The sequence below is a fragment of the Desulfonatronovibrio magnus genome (assembly GCF_000934755.1).
Lineage (GTDB): Bacteria > Desulfobacterota > Desulfovibrionia > Desulfovibrionales > Desulfonatronovibrionaceae > Desulfonatronovibrio > Desulfonatronovibrio magnus.
Window position 1 is genome coordinate 84164 of record NZ_JYNP01000017.1, and the last position, 18687, is coordinate 102850.

The window sequence follows — 18687 nt, forward strand, 5'->3', positions numbered from 1 at the left end:
GCCTGCAACCCAATTTAAACAAGAATGAATAGTTAAGTTTGGGCGATAACCTTACTTCTCAGGCTGAAGGCTGAAGGCTGAAGAATAATGATCTTGGGCATCATTGCTCTTTTAAGTTTGAATAAATTTCTTGTTTTTTTCTACAGGATTGAAACGGTAAGTTACTAAATGCAACTGCTGAAATTCTTTCATCTCAAAGAACATCCTTTTGAGAGCAGCCCAGATCCCAAAATTCTTTTTCCTGGAGAAAACTTCAAGCAAACCTTGAAGAATATCTGGAAAAACATTTGCAGCGCCAACGGATTTGTTTTGCTTACGGGCCAGGAAGGCACAGGCAAAACTCTGCTTCTAAAGGCCATTCAAAACAAAATCAGCCTTAATCATTACACCTGTTTCATTTCTGATTCACAACTCACCCCGCGAGATCTGCTGGAAACACTTCTCGAGCATTTTGGCGTATATCCTGACATTAAAGATAATGTGCCTATGGGTATCATGCTGCGCAAGCTTCATGTTTTTTTGATGGATAGAGCCATTAGAAATGAACGAGTTATCATTTTTATCGATAATCTGCATGACATGCCGGATGATACGCTTAAAGAACTGAAAAGTTTTACCGATCTTGAAGCAGATAATGAAAAAGTATTGCAGATAGTGCTTGCCGGCAGACCGCAATGCCAAGGGTTGCTCGGCAAAACAGAACTCAAATCTTTGACTGATCGAATCAAAGGCGATTACCGACTCAATGCTTTGAGTAGAAATGAAGTGGTCCAGTACATTGCCCATAGAGTCAAGGTTTCTTCCATCAATCCCAGAGACAGAAAGGTCAAGTTTACCCCAAAAGCTCTGTTGGCTGTTTATAAAATCAGTCAGGGTATTCCGGGGACCATAAATGCCATATGCAGGCGAACTATGGCTGCTGCCCTGGACAATAATTCGCATACAATCAATTTAGATATTTTCAAGCAGGCCATTGAAGGGCAAAGCAAAAAAAAACATGCTCAGGGTTTTAACGGTTTGACCAGGGTATACATCAAGGCTGCTGCGGTTTTTCTGATCATTTTGTTCACTGGCATCTTTATATTCCTGAAAAGCAGGCCAGGACCTGACCCGGATTTGTTCACCAGAAATACACCGGCTTTGCCCACTCAGCATCTGACTGAGCAAGGAAATCAAAATGCTGGTGATATGCCTGGCCAGACTCAGACACATGACCAGACACATGACCAGAGGCATGACAATGAAGTGTCGGCTCAAAAGGTTTCAGACCAGGAAGACATAAAAATCAGACAAATCAAGATTGACCAACCTCCGCCTGAAGCACTGCATGTATCCTCGGGAGCTGAATTTATCCGGGTTCTCATTGACCAGGGCATGGCACAAATATGGAAAGGGACGGATCAGGGACTTTTGCTGTTTCATACTGTTGATTATGACTGGCATTATGGTCCAGGACTTTTCCTGACTGGCAATGATCCTGATACAGGACCCTATGTTTTTGATCATCAGGCCCACCTGCTGGATGAGCCTTCAATAACTCTGTCCGCTTTTTTCAGTCACCTGGAAGAATATATTGTAAGAAATGCAGCACCTGTGCTTGCAACCTCTGCCACGCAAGTGTTCCAACCTGATTATGGAGATGTCAGAAACAGAATGAACCACAGTTTCTATCAGTTTATTCATACCTGGGAAAGTATGGAGATAGATGATCTTTTTGAAATCTATGCTGATGAGGTGATTCAGCACTATATGCATCTCAGTCAGCCGGTTATTTTTGATCATCACCAGGCCTATCTGCAAAAACAGGAACTGTTCAGCCGTACCGACTTTATTGCTCTGGAAGTTGCCAAACCCGTATTTCTCATACATCCCTATAAACCAGAACAGATTATGGCAGTCTATCATCAGAAATACAGATCTGACACTCTGGAAGATAAAGGCACAAAAGTACTGTTTTTTACTAAGAATCCCACAGCATCAAATTATCAATGGCTGGTTAATGAGGAGTTCTGGGTGCGGGATATGTAGGTATAAACCCGGGATGAGACACTTACGAATCTCGCAAAACCATTAATGTACGCCCACAGACCTGTCTAAACACATAAGTAAGTGGTTCAGGCCCCTTACATACCGCCAGCCCCAGTTTGTAGCGTTCATCAGGCATCCGGCACAGTGCCATGCTGTAATCTGTTTTTTTTCCGCATTGGACTATATATGGACCAGGATCAAATCTAACAGCAATATCCTTTAAAGAAAAAGCAAGTCCCTGCCCTGTTGCCTTGAGGTAACTCTCTCTTAGAACCCATAACTCCATTATTGCGCCGTAATGTTCTGAGCTAGGCAGGGAAGCAATATACTCATTTTCCTCGTGTGAAAAATATCTGCCTGCCACCAGCCCCGCGTCTCTATCCGAATGTTCAATGTCAATTCCGACAGGCTTATCACTCACAGCACACACAACCCAGTCTCTGGAATGAGAAATGTTATAATGAAAGCCTGGTGCTTCAAGAAGATAAGGCTTTCCATGGGGTAACTGACCCTCTTCAGGGGGCAAGGAAATTTTCAGGGCAGATTCATATACAGCGATGCTCAACAAAATCCCCGCTCCAATACATCTTGCTTTGTCACCGGCAAATTTGAATCTTGATGCAGTCTCAAGACGTGAGGGGTGAATAATGGCTGAAAAGCTCTGATCTAAGTTAAGATCAGAAATGTTCAGGGTGTAAATGGCTACCATCTGTTATCATTTATCTGTTTTTGGCGTAATTGTAGCTGCAGGGTTAACAATTGACAGATAGCCGGCTTACCGAGTTATGAAGGGAGCTTTACGCGTTTCTGAAAAGTCAATTGAGGACAGTCCCGAAGCCAGGGACAGTCCCCCTCCGGGCTGTAAGCCTCCGGGCAGGAAGCCGTGCCAAGCCGTAACAATCGAGTTTTTAACCCCAAATGGCTATGACATACAACTCAAATTTAAAGTTTTCAGAAACGCGTAATGCTCCAGTTATGGAAAAGCCCGCTTTAGTCCTTGGGCCTGGAACTATGCCGGACAGAGGCTGACAGTTCTGCTTTCCTGAGTCTGATAGACTTGGGAGTAACTTCCACGAGTTCGTCTTCCCTGATAAAATGCAGAGCCCGTTCAAGAGTCATGGGCAGGATCGGCGGTAAAACAATAGCATCATCCTTGCCAGCTGCCCTGACATTACTCAACTTTTTTTCCTTGCAGACATTGACATTAAGATCATTTTCTCTGTTATGCTCCCCTACTATCATGCCTTCGTAAACAGCCTCTCCCGGCGAGATAAACAGATTTCCTCTGGCTTTAAGGTTGGATAAGGCATAAGGCACAGCAAGACCGGGCCTGTCAGCCACAAGTGACCCCATAAACCTCGAAGCAAAGTCACCCCTGTATTCCTGATAGCCCATAAAATATGAATTCATGATGCCAGTGCCTCTGGTATCGGTCAAAAACTCGTCTCTATATCCAATAAGTCCTCTGGCTGGAATGGTGAACTCTATTCTGATGCGCCCGGTATCATGGTTGACCAGGTTGGTCATTCTACCCTTGCGCAGAGAAAGTTTCTCAGTGACCACGCCCATAAAGGCCTCATCACAATCAATGAACAGGTGCTCAATAGGTTCGTGTTTTCTGCCATTTTTAGTTTTAAAAATAACCTGCGGCCGTCCAACGCTCAGTTCATAACCCTCCCTGCGCATTGTTTCTATGAGAATAGCCATTTGAAACTCTCCCCTGCCCTTGACAAGAAAACTGTCCTTTTCGACAGTCTCCTCAACCTGAATAGCAACATTGCTCAAAGTCTCTTTACAAAGCCTTTCCCATATTTTTCTGGACTGGACATGCTTACCCTCTTTGCCGGCCATGGGGGAGGTATTGATGGAAAAACGCATGGCAACGGTAGGTTCGTCAACTGTAATTCGCTTTAAGGCAACAGGCTTATCTCTTGTGCAGATGGTATCTCCAATATGAACATCCTCAATTCCTGATATGACTGCTATGTCTCCGGCCAGAAGTTCATTTATCTCTTTAAGTTCAAGACCTACATAGGTCTGCAGTTTGGTTACCCGCAGCAGATCCTGTTGATCATCCGGGCCTAAGCGTACCAGTTGATCACTCTGTCTGGCCTTGCCATTAAAAATACGTCCAATGGCAAGACGTCCAAGGTAGTCTGAGTATCCAAGGTCAGAAACCAGCATCTGAAAAGGTTTTTCAGGGTCATAAGATGGCGGCGGCACAGTTTCCAGTATAGCATCAAATAAAACATCCAGACTGTTACTGTCATCTTCAAGAGATTTTTTGGCTATGCCTTGTACTGCCACAGCATAAATTACTGGAAAGTCCAACTGTTCATCGGTGGCATCAAGATCAATAAACAAGTCATAGACTTCGTCCAGAACCTGTTCAGAACGTGCGTCCTTGCGATCAATCTTGTTGATAACAACTATTATCTTCAAGCCTGCTTCCATGGTCTTCTTCAGGACAAATCTGGTCTGGGGCAAAGGACCTTCAGAGGAATCCACGAGCAGGACAGCACCGTCAGCCATGGATAATGATCTTTCCACCTCACCGCCGAAATCAGCGTGACCAGGGGTATCAATGATATTAATCTTGGTGCCTTTCCACATAACAGCACAATTTTTGGCTGCAATTGTAATCCCGCGCTCGCGCTCAAGATCCATGGAGTCCATAACTCGTTCCTCAACTTCAAGGCCTTCGCGAAATACCCCGCTTTGTTTGAACATGGCATCCACAAGGGTGGTTTTGCCATGATCAACGTGGGCAATAATAGCGATGTTTCTAATGTTTTGGTTTGTTTTTAAGTGTTTCATTACAAGCTCAATGGGTAAAATGTTTATTATGGGTGGCAGGCTATGTGTTTTAACTCTGCAACAATATTTGTTTGGTGAGATTGTCCTTCTGAGTGACTATAATCATATTGGCAATAAAATCAGGTCATTATGGTTTTACCATACAGATTGCTTCGGTCGCTCAGGCTCCCTCGTGGGTGACAGGTTTGCAGCAACTACATCCCTGACAGTTCAGGTGTCATTGCGAGCGAGTCTTCGAGCGCGGCAATCTCTAACTCGCTAAGGCTGTTTTTCTTGTTCCCAGGCTCCAATGCAGCATCAATCTTTTTTATAGCACCTCGCGGGGACTGTCCCAATTTCCAGAAAAGTGACAGACTCGTAAAGTTACTCAAAGGTTCGGTCCCGGTCCGCCCGGGTGAGGAGCTTCTGGGTAAAGATTGTATAAACCCCACTTCAGTAATAAAGAAGGCTGAAATTTATACTCTCCAGTGCTGGCAATAGCAATCTTTTTTATTGCCTTGAAACTTGATTTTGAATAGAAGGATGAAAGCCTCCTTTAGCTTGAAGCTGCTTAGGTGCTTTTAACTGTCATAGAATACCCTATTGAGAATAGATCATGAAAATAGTCTTCATTTTATCATTAGCTCTGTCACTAATTACCTCTTTTTCATTGGCAAATGCCACTGAAATTGATGCGCTGCGTGAACAAATGGCTGAAATTGAGATAGAAATGCGGGAAATTTCCAGATCCAGTACCAGCCTCATTGACAGGCAGGCCACAAGATTAATGAACATGGAAGAGGAAATTCAAAATGTCAGGCAACAGATATTAAGAGAGCTTGCAGAAGTCGAAAGAGTGCTTTCTCAAGAGCAGACCCTTCTTAGAGAGTACCTTGACATTATTAATCAAAAAAATGAATCATTGGAATCTTCCATTTCCGGTCACAGGCAGGAAATATCATCTATACAGTCAAGTCTAAATGAGCTGGAAGAGACTCTTGAAAGGCTGTCTTCCTCTTTGACGGACCAGCAGCAGGAACTTCGAAACACTTTGCATGAAATGTTTTCCCAGGATTTCAAGACTTTTGAGACTGAACTGGGCTCCGTTTCAGAACAGCTTCCTGCAATTATTGAAACTCTGAACCTGCACCAGTCTAAGCTGGATGAATTAAGTAATCATGACGATCTTGAGAGCAGGCTGCAAAGCTTTTCCAGAGAGATAGAGGACACTGATGCCAAAGTAAGCCAGCTTTCCACCATGCTCAACCAGATAGTTGAGGAACAGATTAATACAATCAGATCTTTAGAAAATAATCTTCAAGCTCAGCTTGAAGAGCTTGAAGATCAGATCATATTTACTGATCAGGGAGTTATGGAAAGTGTCCAAAGAACAGAAGCCATAATTCTTGAGATCGAAAAGTATCTTGGAACACGGGAAGTTCAGGTGGCCGGTGCTTTGTCGGCAGCTTTTTTTCTGGCGTTATTTGGTATTGTTTTTGGATTAACTTCGAGACGTAAACTAAGCAGAGTTCATCACCAAATTATGGATGATCAGCAGAAATTACGCAGGCAGATGGATGATCAGGGCGCGATACTGGACACAAAAATGGTTGAACTTCTGGAAAAACAGATTCCTCTTTTACCAGGCACAGAGACAGACAACACTTCCACAGAAACTGTTCACCATCAGGAGCAGGACCATACCCTGGCCATTGTCATGGGAGAGGAAATATTTCAGATAATGAAGAGAAAAAAAATGTACGCTGAAGACTCCGAGGCCTTTGACAAACTGAAGGTGTCCCTCAGAAGAATGTGGAGCACTTTCAAGCAGAAAGGATATGAAATTGTAGATTTAATGGATAAACCTTATAGCGAAGATATGGATATCAACGCAGAATTTACCCTGACCCACGAACTGCTACCAGGCGAACAAATTATCAGCAAAATCAGAAGTCCCTGGATCAGATACAATGGACAAACCATTCAGCAAGGAGAAGTAGAAGTCCTGGTGGGTGACTGAGGTCTGAATGTACCAGAATATTTACTGCACCAGACAGCACAGCATTTCAGGCAGTTACTACACTACCCCCTTAAGATGTGCTCGGACATGCAAACAGTTTCCTTGCGAATATTTTTCTGAAGAACAGCTTCAGGAATATATCAGTCAGGGTTGGATTATTGAAATTTTTACAGGGTTTAAGACAAGGAGAGAAAGGATGTACCTGTTCAGGAAAAATGACGGAACCATTGAGGAAGCACCTGATTCATTTGATCATCAAAATCCAGGCTGGGATGACTTCAAGGAAGTTGAAGAAGTACTTTTTGTAAGCAAAGTGCTTATTCCTCAGATCAAACTGGTTCCCAAACCGGCCCAGTCAACCAAACAATCCAAGCCAGCCAGGCCAGAAAAGGAAGAGAAAGCAGACAAGACAGAAGCAAAAGAAAAAACAACCAGGAAAAAATAATACATGCCCTGTTTTCCTTAGACAGGTCTGAACTTTTATAAAAAAATTACTGTGGATAGTAATTTTTTTACCACTCAGTCAGGTGGCAGGCACCTCTGAACATTTACAGTCTGTGGAAGTGCAATCAATTCAGGATTTTCCACGATATTTTTTTCTTTACAGGTATTATATAAACAAAAGAGAGCAAAACTATGTTTCTGGAAAAAATAACATCCCAGGGTCTGTCCCATTTATCTTATCTAATTGGTCATCAATCTATGGCAGCTGTCATTGATCCCAGAAGGGATATTCAGATTTATCTCGATATAGCGCATGAAAAAGGCACTAAGATAACACACATTTTTGAAACTCACCGTAATGAAGATTATGTCATCGGATCGGTTGAGCTGGCTGACATCACAGGCGCACAAATATTTCACGGTGAGGAGCTACCTTTTGCCTACGGTAAACCGGTCAGGGAAGGCCAAACATTTGAACTGGGCAGTATAATCCTGAAGATTCTTAAAACTCCCGGCCACACTTTTGAAAGCATTTCTATTGTCCTTTATGACAAAGATTTCGGTTTGGAGCCAGTTGCAGTATTTACAGGAGATGCCCTTTTTATCGGCGATGTGGGCAGGACTGATTTTTTTCCAGGCCAGGAAAAAGAAACTGCCGGACTTTTGTACGACAGCCTGTTCAATAAAATTCTGCCTTTGGGCGATCACGTAATTATCTACCCTGCTCACGGAGCAGGTTCTGTATGCGGCTCAGGAATGGCTGACCGGGAATTTTCCACCATTGGATACGAACGTCTGACCAATCCCATGCTCCAGCTTACTCAACGTGAAAATTTTATTCAGGCCAAGCTGAAAGAAAAACATTCCAAACCTCCATATTTTTTGAAAATGGAAGAGTACAATCTAAGCGGTCCACCTGCTATCGGCTCTTCTTTTTCCCTTTTACCGCTTACACCTGACGAACTAAGCCATGCTGTACAATCCGGACTTCAAATTGTGGACATTAGAAGCCCTGAAGCATTTGCAGGAGCCTTTATTCCCGGGAGCTTTTCCCTGCCTTTGACAATGCTTCCCTTATACACAGGCTGGTTTATTTCATATGATTATCCTTTGGGGCTGGTGGCTGAAAGTTATGAGCAGGCAATGCTGGCTGTTACTTACCTCAAACGCATCGGTTTTGATGATATTCAGGGCTATCTTTATGAAGGCATGCATGAATGGACAATCAGCGGGAAGGATTTTGCGGGCATCAAGGCGGTGTATGCTGGAGATATTCAGACCAGGATCAGCAGTGGATTCAGTTTCACCCTTCTGGATATCCGAACTGAAGAAGAGTACCAGAAAGAACACCTTCCTGGATCTACGCACATATTTATAGGGGATCTGGAAAAGAGGATCAACGAACTTGATAAGCAGCAAATCATCACAACCTTCTGCGGGAGCGGCATGCGGGCAATAATAGCTGCTTCGGTGCTCAAAAGACATGGTTTCAATAACGTTGAAACCTGTTTTGGGTCCATGCGGGCCTGCGCCAGAGGGGTCTGTGAAATTGAATCTTCACTTTGATGCTGCTCAAAAGCCAAAGTGCCTCATGAGCCTGCATCTGTTCTCCATTACACCACAGGCCTGGATGCAGGTTCACCTCACCTTGCTGACTTCATCTAAAAACTTCTGGTATTCCTCTTCCATGGCCTGCATAACTTCTACCATCATATCGATATTTTGTGCCCTGGCAGCCATTTCCATTCTTGCTGCCTGTTTTTTTAATAAAAGAGCAGAAACGTTAGCAGCTACTCCTTTTATGGCATGAGCGATTTTACAGGCATCGTCGGTAAGTCCTGAGCTTACACATTTCTCTAAATTTGCTATTTTGGCTGGTATTTCAATGAAAAACTGATCTAGAACAACATTCATCAAATCCTGATCGTGAACAACCCTTTCCAAAAAGTCATTTTTGTCAAACACGACCTCTGAGCAGGAATCAGAATCCACATCAAATGGGGCATCTTTCTTAACTTCAGAATTATGGTCACATGACTGAGAATTCCCATGGCTCAAAAGAATTTGCATGATTGCCCTGTTAAGAGAATCGGGACGGATTGGTTTTGAGATATAATCATTCATACCGGCATTTAGACACATCTCACGGTCTCCTTTCATTGCATGAGCAGTCATAGCAATAATGGGTACCTCGGGATTCAGGACATTATAGCGTGCTTGACGAATTTGCCGGGTAGCTTCTAATCCGTCCATCTCAGGCATCTGACAGTCCATTAAAACAAGATCAAAAGACTTTTCTGACAAAATCTTTAATGCCTGCAGTCCATTGGATGCCAGTGATGTCTTATTGAATCCAAGCTTATTTAGAATAGACTGTGCCACAATCTGATTGGTGGGATTATCCTCAACAAGTAAGATCCTCAAGTTCTCCAATCCAGCGTCAATCTGATCAGAATGCGTGAAGCTCTTGTTGTTCTGCTCCTGGTGGGACTGAGTCAGATCCTGTGTACATATTAAAAATTCTGCGGTAAACCAGAAAGTTGAGCCCTCTCCTTCTATGCTGGAAACACCGACACTGCCGCCCATCATCTCAGCCAGTTCCTTGGAGATGGCCAGTCCCAGACCAGTTCCTCCAAACTTCCTGCTTGTGGATGCGTCCACCTGAGTAAATGGTGAAAATAATGCCTTCAGGGATGCATCAGGAATTCCAGTTCCTGTGTCAGCAACTGCAAAATGAAGAATTGTTCCGTCAGCGTCCTTATGTTGAGTAGAAACCGTCAGGGTAACAGATCCTTGATCAGTAAACTTAATGGCATTACCCACAAGGTTAATAAGTATCTGTCTGAGCCTTGCCGGATCCCCCATTAGATGACAAGGAGCATCCGAATGAATATTATACTCGAATTTTATTTCTTTTTCCTGCGCCTTAAAAACCAGCATCTCAAACACATCGCCAACCAGAACTTCAAGATTGAATGGCAACTCTTCGAGTTGCAGTTTCTTTGCTTCAATTTTGGAAAAATCAAGAATATCATTGATGATGGCCAAAAGATTCTCAGCACTGCGACTGATGATAGAAGCATATTTTCTCTGTTCTCTTGTCAGCTCAGTATCCAGAAGAAGTCCGGTCATACCCATGACTCCATTCATGGGAGTCCTTATTTCATGGCTCATATTGGCCAGAAAATGGCTTTTGGCAAGGGCAGCTTCTTCTGCCTTAAGCCTGGCTTTATGCAAATCTTCTTCGCGAAGTTTTCTGTGCCGTGCGTTTACCAGAAGATCAGCCAGCAGAGAAAAAAGATCAATTTCTGGTTGCAGCCAGTTCTTATGGTGTTTCACTGTGGCAAAGCCCACAAAACCGTAACAGCCCTGAAAGTCCTTCAAGGGTAATGAAATCAGAGACTTAATCTGCTGTTTTTCCAGAAGTGATCTGGCTGGATCTTCCTGACTCAGATCATCTATATCTGAAACAAAGTAAGGCTCACCCATCTGGTGCTTCTCTACCTGGTCAGGCATCACTTTCATGGGTACTACACGCTGTTTCTGTGTCCATTTTTTCATACCTGGGGAAAACCATTCATAATTTCCAATCATAACTTCTGAATCAAAATCATAAGAAAAAATAAAAACACGGTCGCTGAGGGTAAATTTTCCAACCTGAAGAAGAGCTTCTTCAATGGCGTGGTCAAGATAGTCAATGGGTGCGGTTAAAAAGACCATTGACACATCCATAAGCAGGCGCTGAAGGGAAAGGCGATACTTAAGCGCATCATCAGCTTTTTTATAGCTGGTGATGTCTCGGGCTACCGATATAATAAGATTTTTTTCATCCTGATTAAAAGCTCTGAGACGCACTTCTACAGGAAATGTTTTACCCTGGGAGTTTCTATGCAGGGTCTTGAGAATGCCGGCCTGCTGAGTGTCTTCTATGACTGAATCACAAATGTCAGACAATTCGTTCAGGTTAAGCTGAGGAATAATATCAGCAGGTCCCATGCTCAACAATTGTGCTCTGGAATAGCCCAGGGTCTCGCAGGCAATTTGATTGACATCTACAAATTGCATGGATTCACGGTCAATAATAAAAAAACTGTCCGCACTGCTGTCCAGAGCAGCCCTGAAACGATCGATTTTTTTTCTGGAAGCTTTTTCCTCGGTTATATCAACAAATATTCCCTGATTAATTTCTTTGCCCTCAATATTAATAATTGTGGACATAAGATTGACCTGTCTTATTTCTCCAGTTCTGGTAACAACCTCTACCTCAACATTCAGATAATTACTGTTGCTGATATTACTTTCAAACATCTGTTTGTAAAATTCAGCCTTATCCCTGGGGTGCAGCTGGCTTTGATGCATGCCAAGTATCTCCCCTGAACTGTATCCGAAAAGATACTCTGCAGCCTTGTTGCTGCGTACAATATACCCATCCCTGTCTGCCCATAGTATGGGATCATTGTTGCTTTCAAAAAGCATTCTGAATTTTTTTTCACTGCGGGCAATAGAGGTCTGTTGCTTGATAAGTTCTTTTTCAGTTTCCACTACCCTTAAAATGGAGCTTACTCTGGCCAGAAACTCTTCAGGGTGAACCGGCTTGGTCATGTAACCATCAGCTCCACATCTGAGGCCTTGAGCTCTTTCTTCAGGTGTTTTCTTAATTCCTGAAACGAACAAAACATGCACAGATCCAACTTCTGGATCCTGTCTGATAGCCTTGCAGACACTCAAGCCGTCAGTATCCTTAAGCTCAACATCAAGAATGATCAGGTCAGGGTGATGTTCACGAATCATCATCCAGCACTCTAAACCGTTTGTTGCTCTGAGAACTTTATGTCCTTCACTTTTGAGTATCTTTTCGTGAATATCAAGAAAATCTTCGTCATCATCTACAAGAAGGATTTTACCTGGCCGGGATTTAACTGGGAGGATGTCGTCTAAGTCATCTAAGGAATTCATTTAAGACCTTATTTTGTTCTGCTGTGTTGGATGACGTGAATTCTGTGGATTATTTGTAACATTTTACCAATTTTATGAAAACAGGTGTTTACAAGTAGCTACAATCGTATATGTAATAAATTCAGAGTATTACGGTTTTACCATACAGATTGCTTCGGTCGCTTAGGCTCACTTGCGGGTGACAGATTTTCAGCAACCACTTCCCTGACAGCTCAGGTGTCATTGCGAGCGAGTCTTCGAGCGCGGCAATCCTTGTTGCGAGCGAAGCGAAGCAATCTCGCGCTAAGGCTGATTTTTAGTTACTCACACGTTCGGTCCCGGTCCGCCCGGGTGAAAAGCTTACAAGTAACTGGAATCGTTTTGCTAATAAAATCAAACGCTTATATTTTTCACATTTTCACGATTTTTGCTTATGATGTGATGCACATTTGCCAGAAAAAAGTTCCGTCAAAGATGGGAACTTTGCACCTGGCACAGGGACTGTCCCTCGCTGTGAAAATTTTTCCATTGAAGCAAATTTCTTCCAGGAACCAATGGAGTATCCTTCTTTTTTATAGTACCTCGCGGGGGCTGTCCCAATTTCCAGAAAAGTGACAGACTCTTAAAGTTACTCACAAATTCGGTCCCGCTCCCCCCGAGTGAAAAGCTTACAAGTAGCTAAGCAAGAACCTTTTTCAGCAACTCTTTCAGATCATTGGTTCTGAGCGGCTTGGGCAGATACTCGTTCATGCCGGCTGCAATGAATTTTTCCTTATCACCTTTCATGGCGTATGAAGTAACAGCAATGATGGGGATTTGCGGATTGTACTTTGATCCATCATGGTTTCTGATAATTCTTGTAGCCTCCACCCCGTCCATTTGCTTGAGCTGAATATCCATGAGGATACAATCAAAGTGTTCTTTTTCAAGAATTTCCAGGGCGGTAGTACCGTCGTCTGCTGTGGCAGTCTTATACCCTAACTTTTCAAGCATTTTCTGGGCAAAAAATTGATTGGTACTTTCATCCTCAACAATCAGTATGCGTTTGGCAACCTTTCTTTGATCTTTAACAATACACTGACTTTGTTCATCACTGTCTTGCGTTAAAGCGTCAGCAGACTTTAGAGGCACGGAAAAATAAAATGATGAGCCTGCACCTTCTTGACTTTCAACGCTTAGTTTTCCATTCATAAGATGCACCATTCTCCTGACAACTGAAAGTCCCAGGCCGGCCCCTTGAAACTTTCTGGTGTATGACCCTTCAGCCTGAATAAAAGGTTCGAATATTTGACTCTGTACATCATCGGATATACCAACACCTGTATCTTTGACAATAAAAAGTACATGAACGGTACCACTTGTTTCCTGCCTGATGAGATGGGCTTCTAAGCGCACCTCTCCTTCTTCAGTAAACTTGACAGCGTTACCAGCTAAATTAAATAGAATGCCTTTAAGCCTGACTACGTCACCTGTTAGTGAAGCAGGAATATTTTCATCTACGTATATGTTACAGGCTATGCCTTTTTCCTGACAGGCAACACTGAAAGTATCTGCTATATGTTCAAAAACAGAACTGATCATCAATGGCTTCTCATCAATCACTACCATACCTTTCTCAATTTTGCAAAGGTCAAGAATATTGCTCAAAAGATCAGTCAGTCTCTGACCTGCCTTAATGGCCAGATCCACAAACTCCTGCTGCTCTGAGTCAAGACCGCTATGTTCCAGTAATTGCAGCATTCCCAGCATGCCATTTAAGGGGGTCCGCAGTTCATGACTCATATTGGCCAGAAACTCACTTTTTATTTTGCTTGCTGCCTCAGCTTCCTCCTTGGCCTTGAAAAGAGCTATTTGAGCTTCTTTACGCTCTGTGATATTGACCATAAAGCCGTCATAGTAAATGATCCTGCCTTCTGAATTCTTAACCGCTCGAGAACTCATGGAAGCCCAGAAAGGCTTTCCCTGCCTTGTCTTTAACTGCACTTCATAATTTAATACGTTCCCCTTGCTGTTGAGGATGCTTTTATAATTATCACGATCCTCAGGATTGAGATAAAGTTCATCAGCAATATCACGCACTTTTTCCACCATCTGTTCAGCTGAATCAAAGCCGATTATTTCAGCGTATTTGGGATTAACCTTGAGAAATTTTCCTTCAGGCGTTGTCCGAAAAATGGCAATGGGTGCGTTTTCAAAAATATCTCTGTACATACGCTCGGTTTCCTGGGCCTGTTCTTCCAGTTGTTTGTTTAGACAGCGCATGTAGTCATAAGTTTCTATACTCTCAAGTGCAGAAGCGCTTGACATGATTACTATGGAAATCAGGGCATAATCTGTGTCAGATATCTCTTCCTTATCCTGATCAAGCACTCCGACAAACATACCGCGGACCCGGGAAGGTGTGGTCATGGGACGTAAAAGCAGCATTTGAGAATTATCACTTGTTTTCAAAACAACTTCTCGGCCTCTTCTCAGGACCCATGCGAAAGTATGATCATCAATGAAACGGCTGATCTCATCTTCTATAAAGCTTTTATAGTGGATATTGTCGCACATGGCAGGATAAAAGGAATGATCCTTTTCATCAACAAGATAAAAACAGATTGATTTAAAGCGGATCAGGGTTTTAAGCTTCTGGGATGTTTCATTGAGGATAAAATCAACATTGATGCTACTATTAGAACCCACATCAAAACGACCGAGATTGGATGCCATTTCAAGAGCTTCAACTGATTTACGCCTTTCATCTCGTAAAAATTTATTTTCTTCTTCAAGGGCTTCAATATCAACATTTCTATGGATCATGTCCTGACCTGCCTCCCTAGAAAAATCTCTACAATTTCAGAAACACTTTTTTCAGCCTGTTTGACAATGGGCCCCAAATCGCTTCGATCTAATCTCAAGCTTTCCCATGATTTCTCACATAAAGCAGGAAAAAAACCTTCATAAACCATACCCGGATTCATTACCATGCTAATTATATTAGCGAGATAAACTGTACTTGCCTCAGAAATATTTCTGGCTTTTACCGGTTCATGATGATACCGAACCATTTTTTCCAGCCCCACAGGCATTTTCCACTCTCGGCAGAGGGTCCCCCCCATGAGCGCATGGTCAAACCCAATTACTTCCTGCTCTGCTCTATGCAAAGGGATTTTTTTGTTTCGAGCATGACAAATTGCTGACATGCAAAGCTCTGGTTCAGATTTGAGCATAATAAGTCGGCCGATATCATGAATCAAGCCTGCTACAAAAAATCTTTCTTCAGATTGCCCCATCATCCGGGTATAAATCAAGCTGGAATACACTCCACAGCTTATGCTGTGTCTCCAGAATTTTTCCATATTAATTACTGATTGGGGTATACCCTCAAAAACCTTAATAAGAGCAATGCCCATGGCCAGCGAGGTTAACTCTTTTGTGCCCAGAATTGCCACTGCCCTGCTGATGGAATCAATCTTGGATGGAAAGCCATAAAACGCGCTGTTTACCAGACGCAATAGCTTGGCCGAAAGACTGCTGTCCTTACTGACAACATCAGCTACATGCTTGGCAGAGCTGAAAGGTGATTCCAGCACTTCTAAAATCCGATAGAAAATATCAGGCAAAGAAATAAGTTCAGTTTGTTCCCGCACCATCCTCAGGGCTGAAAGTTCAACTGGATTTGTACCTGGCGCAATATTATTGCAATCTACAAAAACCCCTGTATCCTGATTGCTGGATTCATATTGGCCAGACTGGATATTCAGGGCCAGTTGCTCCACAGCGATTCTGACTATCTCAACCATTACCTTGTTATCAAGAACTTCCCGCCGAACATAGGGCTTGATCAGTTTTTTGCTCTGTTTAAGTACTTCCGGAGCAATGGATGCCATCTTGGCTGCATTGAGAGTGCTTTGATCCTGCCCCTGAACCCCTGCCTGAGTCACTCCCCAGGCCTTACAAGTCTTAATATGCCCCTGGTTCAATTCTGTTCCCATGGGGATAAGAAAACGCCCGTCAGGAGTTGTAAGATCATGGCTGAGCACCATGCCTGGACGCAAATCATCAATATTAACCAGACCCAAAGTAATATCCTTTTATAATTTTTGGTAACAATTAACTCTCATAACTTCCATTTTCATCAGGTAGAATAGCTACCTGATCCTTCAACCGGAATGTTGAAGCATAAAAGAAAACCCCAACTTAAACAACCAAAAAAAGAAGGCCGCAAACCATTGCTGAATTGACTGCCATATAACTTTTTTCAGTCGCAGAAGTCAGGGAGCATAATCAAATAAAAACAAATACTTATGGAGATTATTTTTTCATTTGCAGTAAAAATCTGGCGGGGATGAGCCTGCACTTTCTGTTCGGGATAAATAAGTATATACTATCAGGCAGCTTAAGAACTTCGGCAGCAAGAAAGACAGCCCTTGTGGCCAATGCTAAACTTTCATAGTTAAGTTTGGGCGATAACCTTGCTTTTCAGACTGAAGGCTGAAGAATAAGGATCTTGGGCATCATTGCTCTTTCAAGGTTAAAAAAATCGTAACAGTTTAGCCATTTGCATGTGGCACGGCTTCCTGCCCGGAGGCATACAGCCCGGAGGGGGACTGGCTCTCCCAGCCCTTGTTTTATTAAGTCTGTGTTTTACATCAACAAAAAACAAGGGCTGGGGTGCCTGTTCCCTGCTTTCCTTAGAAAAGGGCTAAACTATTACAAAAAATCTTTTTTTCTACAGACTGAAACGGTAAGTTACTAAAAAAACATCATTATAAACCCAACAACCAGATTAACTGCCACATAAACCACAATCAATCTGGCCAGATACTTCCAGAGAAGCCTGTCAGTATTATTTGAACAACCCCAGACAGATACTATCCACCAGATTTGTCCGGCAGTTATTAAAGGAATATAAACAAGCCACCAGATTAAAGGAAGCTCCAGCTTGACTGCATAAATTCCAGGTATCTGAAGTAGAAAAATTACGAAACCCCCTACCCAGAAGGCTTTCCACAGTTCCTTTTGTCCTAAAAAAAGCTTCTTGATCAAGTTGAAAATACCTTGCCTTTTATTCAAGCTCTCCTCCTTTGGGGTTCCTGGCAATTTACCGCTTCAGTCCTGTAGGGGAGCATTACGCGTTTCTGACAACTGAAAAAATTGATGTGTTTGTCACAGGCTTTTTTGGGGTTAAAAGCGGTTTATCATGGCTTGGCACGGCTTCCTGCCCGGAGGCTTACAGCCAGGAGGGGGACTGTCCCTGGCTTCGGGACTGTCCCCTATCAGGTTGTCAGAAACGCGTAATGCTCCCTCCTGTAGCCTCAAGCTTTGCACCTTCGGTCTTAAACCTTCAGCCTTCAGTGAGATAAGTCCAGTCAGTTCCTCGGCAAATGAAAAAACTTCTTTCTTCCTTTACGCCCTTTGCCTGCCCGGCCTGCCCCGTAAACTTTCTTCCAGTTTACTGGGGTTAAACAACGCTGAAAGCATTCCTGCGCAACAGGGTTTAACTGGGCGTCTTTAGTGAGTCTTAGAACGGGCGGTGAAAATATTTTTTTTGGAGTTGCGGGCGCAGCTGGCATTAGATGTATTTGCCCAAATTATGCCGCCAAATATCAGGATTACGCCGGCAAACTGAATTAGTGTAAATCTTTCACCCAGCACTATCCAACCAAGAACAACAGTAAAAACAGGAACCAGGTTAATGAACGCCGATGCCCTTCCTGCAGGAATTTTGCTCACTCCATAATTATAGCATGTATAGGCTACCAGAGTAACAATTACTCCAAGATAAACCACTGACATAGTGGGTACAAGAGGAAATTCAGTGGGAACACCTGCCGGAGAAATCAGCATCAACGGGAAAAAAAAGACTGCTCCCAGAAAAGACTGGACTGCAGTAAGGTATAGCGGATGATACCTCAGGCTCAGATAGCGGGCACAAATCGTATATCCCGAAGCGCATGCAATGGCAATAAACTCTAAAAAATTGCCCAGCACCGGATTTGGAGCTGATTCAGTTGATTCGCTGAAAATGCTGATCCATATCCCTCCAGCCACTGCAAGTGTAAAGCCCATTATAGCCTTAAGGTTAACACTTTCTTTTAATAAAAAAAGGGCACTTACTGCCACCATAAGAGGCATGATGGCGCTGACCATGCCTGCCTGGGAAGCGCTTGTGAATTTTAGTGCGTAGCCCTCAAAGATGAAATATAAACATGGTTCAAAAAAAGCCATAAGTAACAAGATCTTGATATCACCAGGTTTGCGCACCACTCTTTTGAACCTTGGAAAAATAAAGAACATGATGACAGCTGCACAGAGCATGCGGCCAAAAATGGCAGTCATGGGATCAAAAGAAACAAATGCCAGCTTCAGGGCAATAAAAGAGCTGCCCCATAAAAACATGGCCACTATCAGTGCTGTATATGCTTTCAGATTAGCTGTGTTATCATTCATGTGACATTTTACCTGCAGGGCTGGAC

At 43.1% G+C, this 18687-nt stretch carries 11 protein-coding genes; 4 read left to right on the forward strand and 7 right to left on the reverse strand.

The features are described from left to right. The first annotated feature begins 168 nt into the window (after nucleotides 1–168). Nucleotides 169–2028, forward strand: a complete 1860-nt coding sequence (locus LZ23_RS02650; RefSeq protein ID WP_045211356.1) for an ExeA family protein — start codon at nucleotides 169–171, stop codon at nucleotides 2026–2028. Nucleotides 2029–2050: 22 nt separating this feature from the next. Here the strand turns inward: LZ23_RS02650 and LZ23_RS22165 are convergent, their stop codons facing one another. Together LZ23_RS22165 and typA are read right to left on the reverse strand one after the other, a co-directional pair. Further along, the gene (locus tag LZ23_RS22165) at nucleotides 2051–2737 is read right to left on the reverse strand and encodes a 4'-phosphopantetheinyl transferase family protein (protein ID WP_052507052.1); all 687 of its coding nucleotides are present in this window, start codon (nucleotides 2735–2737) and stop codon (nucleotides 2051–2053) included. Nucleotides 2738–3018: 281 nt separating this feature from the next. After that, a complete protein-coding gene (gene typA, locus LZ23_RS02660; protein ID WP_045211358.1) occupies nucleotides 3019–4845 on the reverse strand; it encodes a translational GTPase TypA in 1827 nt (608 codons plus the stop codon). Between the two features lie 595 nt (nucleotides 4846–5440). Between typA and LZ23_RS02670 the strand changes: the two genes are divergently transcribed. The 3 genes from LZ23_RS02670 (at nucleotide 5441) to LZ23_RS02680 (ending at nucleotide 8854) form a co-directional block, all read left to right on the forward strand. Then, the gene (locus LZ23_RS02670) at nucleotides 5441–6844 is read left to right on the forward strand and encodes a coiled-coil domain-containing protein (protein ID WP_045211360.1); all 1404 of its coding nucleotides are present in this window, start codon (nucleotides 5441–5443) and stop codon (nucleotides 6842–6844) included. 7 nt (nucleotides 6845–6851) lie between these two features. Then, nucleotides 6852–7289, forward strand: coding sequence for a hypothetical protein (locus LZ23_RS02675; protein ID WP_045211361.1), 438 nt, complete (start codon nucleotides 6852–6854; stop codon nucleotides 7287–7289). 191 nt (nucleotides 7290–7480) lie between these two features. After that, nucleotides 7481–8854: an MBL fold metallo-hydrolase gene (locus LZ23_RS02680; protein ID WP_045211362.1), complete on the forward strand. Its 1374-nt coding sequence runs from the start codon at nucleotides 7481–7483 to the stop codon at nucleotides 8852–8854. A gap of 72 nt (nucleotides 8855–8926) precedes the next feature. On the opposite strand, the gene LZ23_RS22170 is transcribed toward LZ23_RS02680, so the two are convergent. The 5 genes from LZ23_RS22170 to LZ23_RS02715 all read right to left on the reverse strand — a co-directional run bounded on the left by LZ23_RS22170 (nucleotide 8927) and on the right by LZ23_RS02715 (nucleotide 18661). Next, nucleotides 8927–12244, reverse strand: a complete 3318-nt coding sequence (locus LZ23_RS22170) for a response regulator (protein WP_052507053.1) — start codon at nucleotides 12242–12244, stop codon at nucleotides 8927–8929. A 657-nt stretch (nucleotides 12245–12901) separates the two neighbouring features. Further along, a complete protein-coding gene (locus LZ23_RS22175) occupies nucleotides 12902–15028 on the reverse strand; it encodes a PAS domain-containing hybrid sensor histidine kinase/response regulator (RefSeq protein WP_052507054.1) in 2127 nt (708 codons plus the stop codon). Beyond that, on the reverse strand, nucleotides 15025–16290 hold the full coding sequence (locus tag LZ23_RS02700; RefSeq protein WP_045211364.1) for an HDOD domain-containing protein: 1266 nt from the start codon (nucleotides 16288–16290) through the stop codon (nucleotides 15025–15027). Before LZ23_RS02700 ends, LZ23_RS22175 begins: the two co-directional genes overlap by 4 nt. A 673-nt stretch (nucleotides 16291–16963) precedes the next feature. After that, nucleotides 16964–17284 (reverse strand): hypothetical protein, encoded by a 321-nt coding sequence (locus LZ23_RS02705; protein ID WP_045211365.1) that lies wholly within the window; start codon nucleotides 17282–17284, stop codon nucleotides 16964–16966. 438 nt (nucleotides 17285–17722) lie between these two features. Then, nucleotides 17723–18661 carry a DMT family transporter gene (locus LZ23_RS02715; RefSeq protein WP_045211367.1) on the reverse strand — a complete coding sequence of 313 codons (939 nt, stop codon included), beginning with the start codon at nucleotides 18659–18661 and terminating at the stop codon, nucleotides 17723–17725. Nucleotides 18662–18687: the final 26 nt, after the last annotated feature.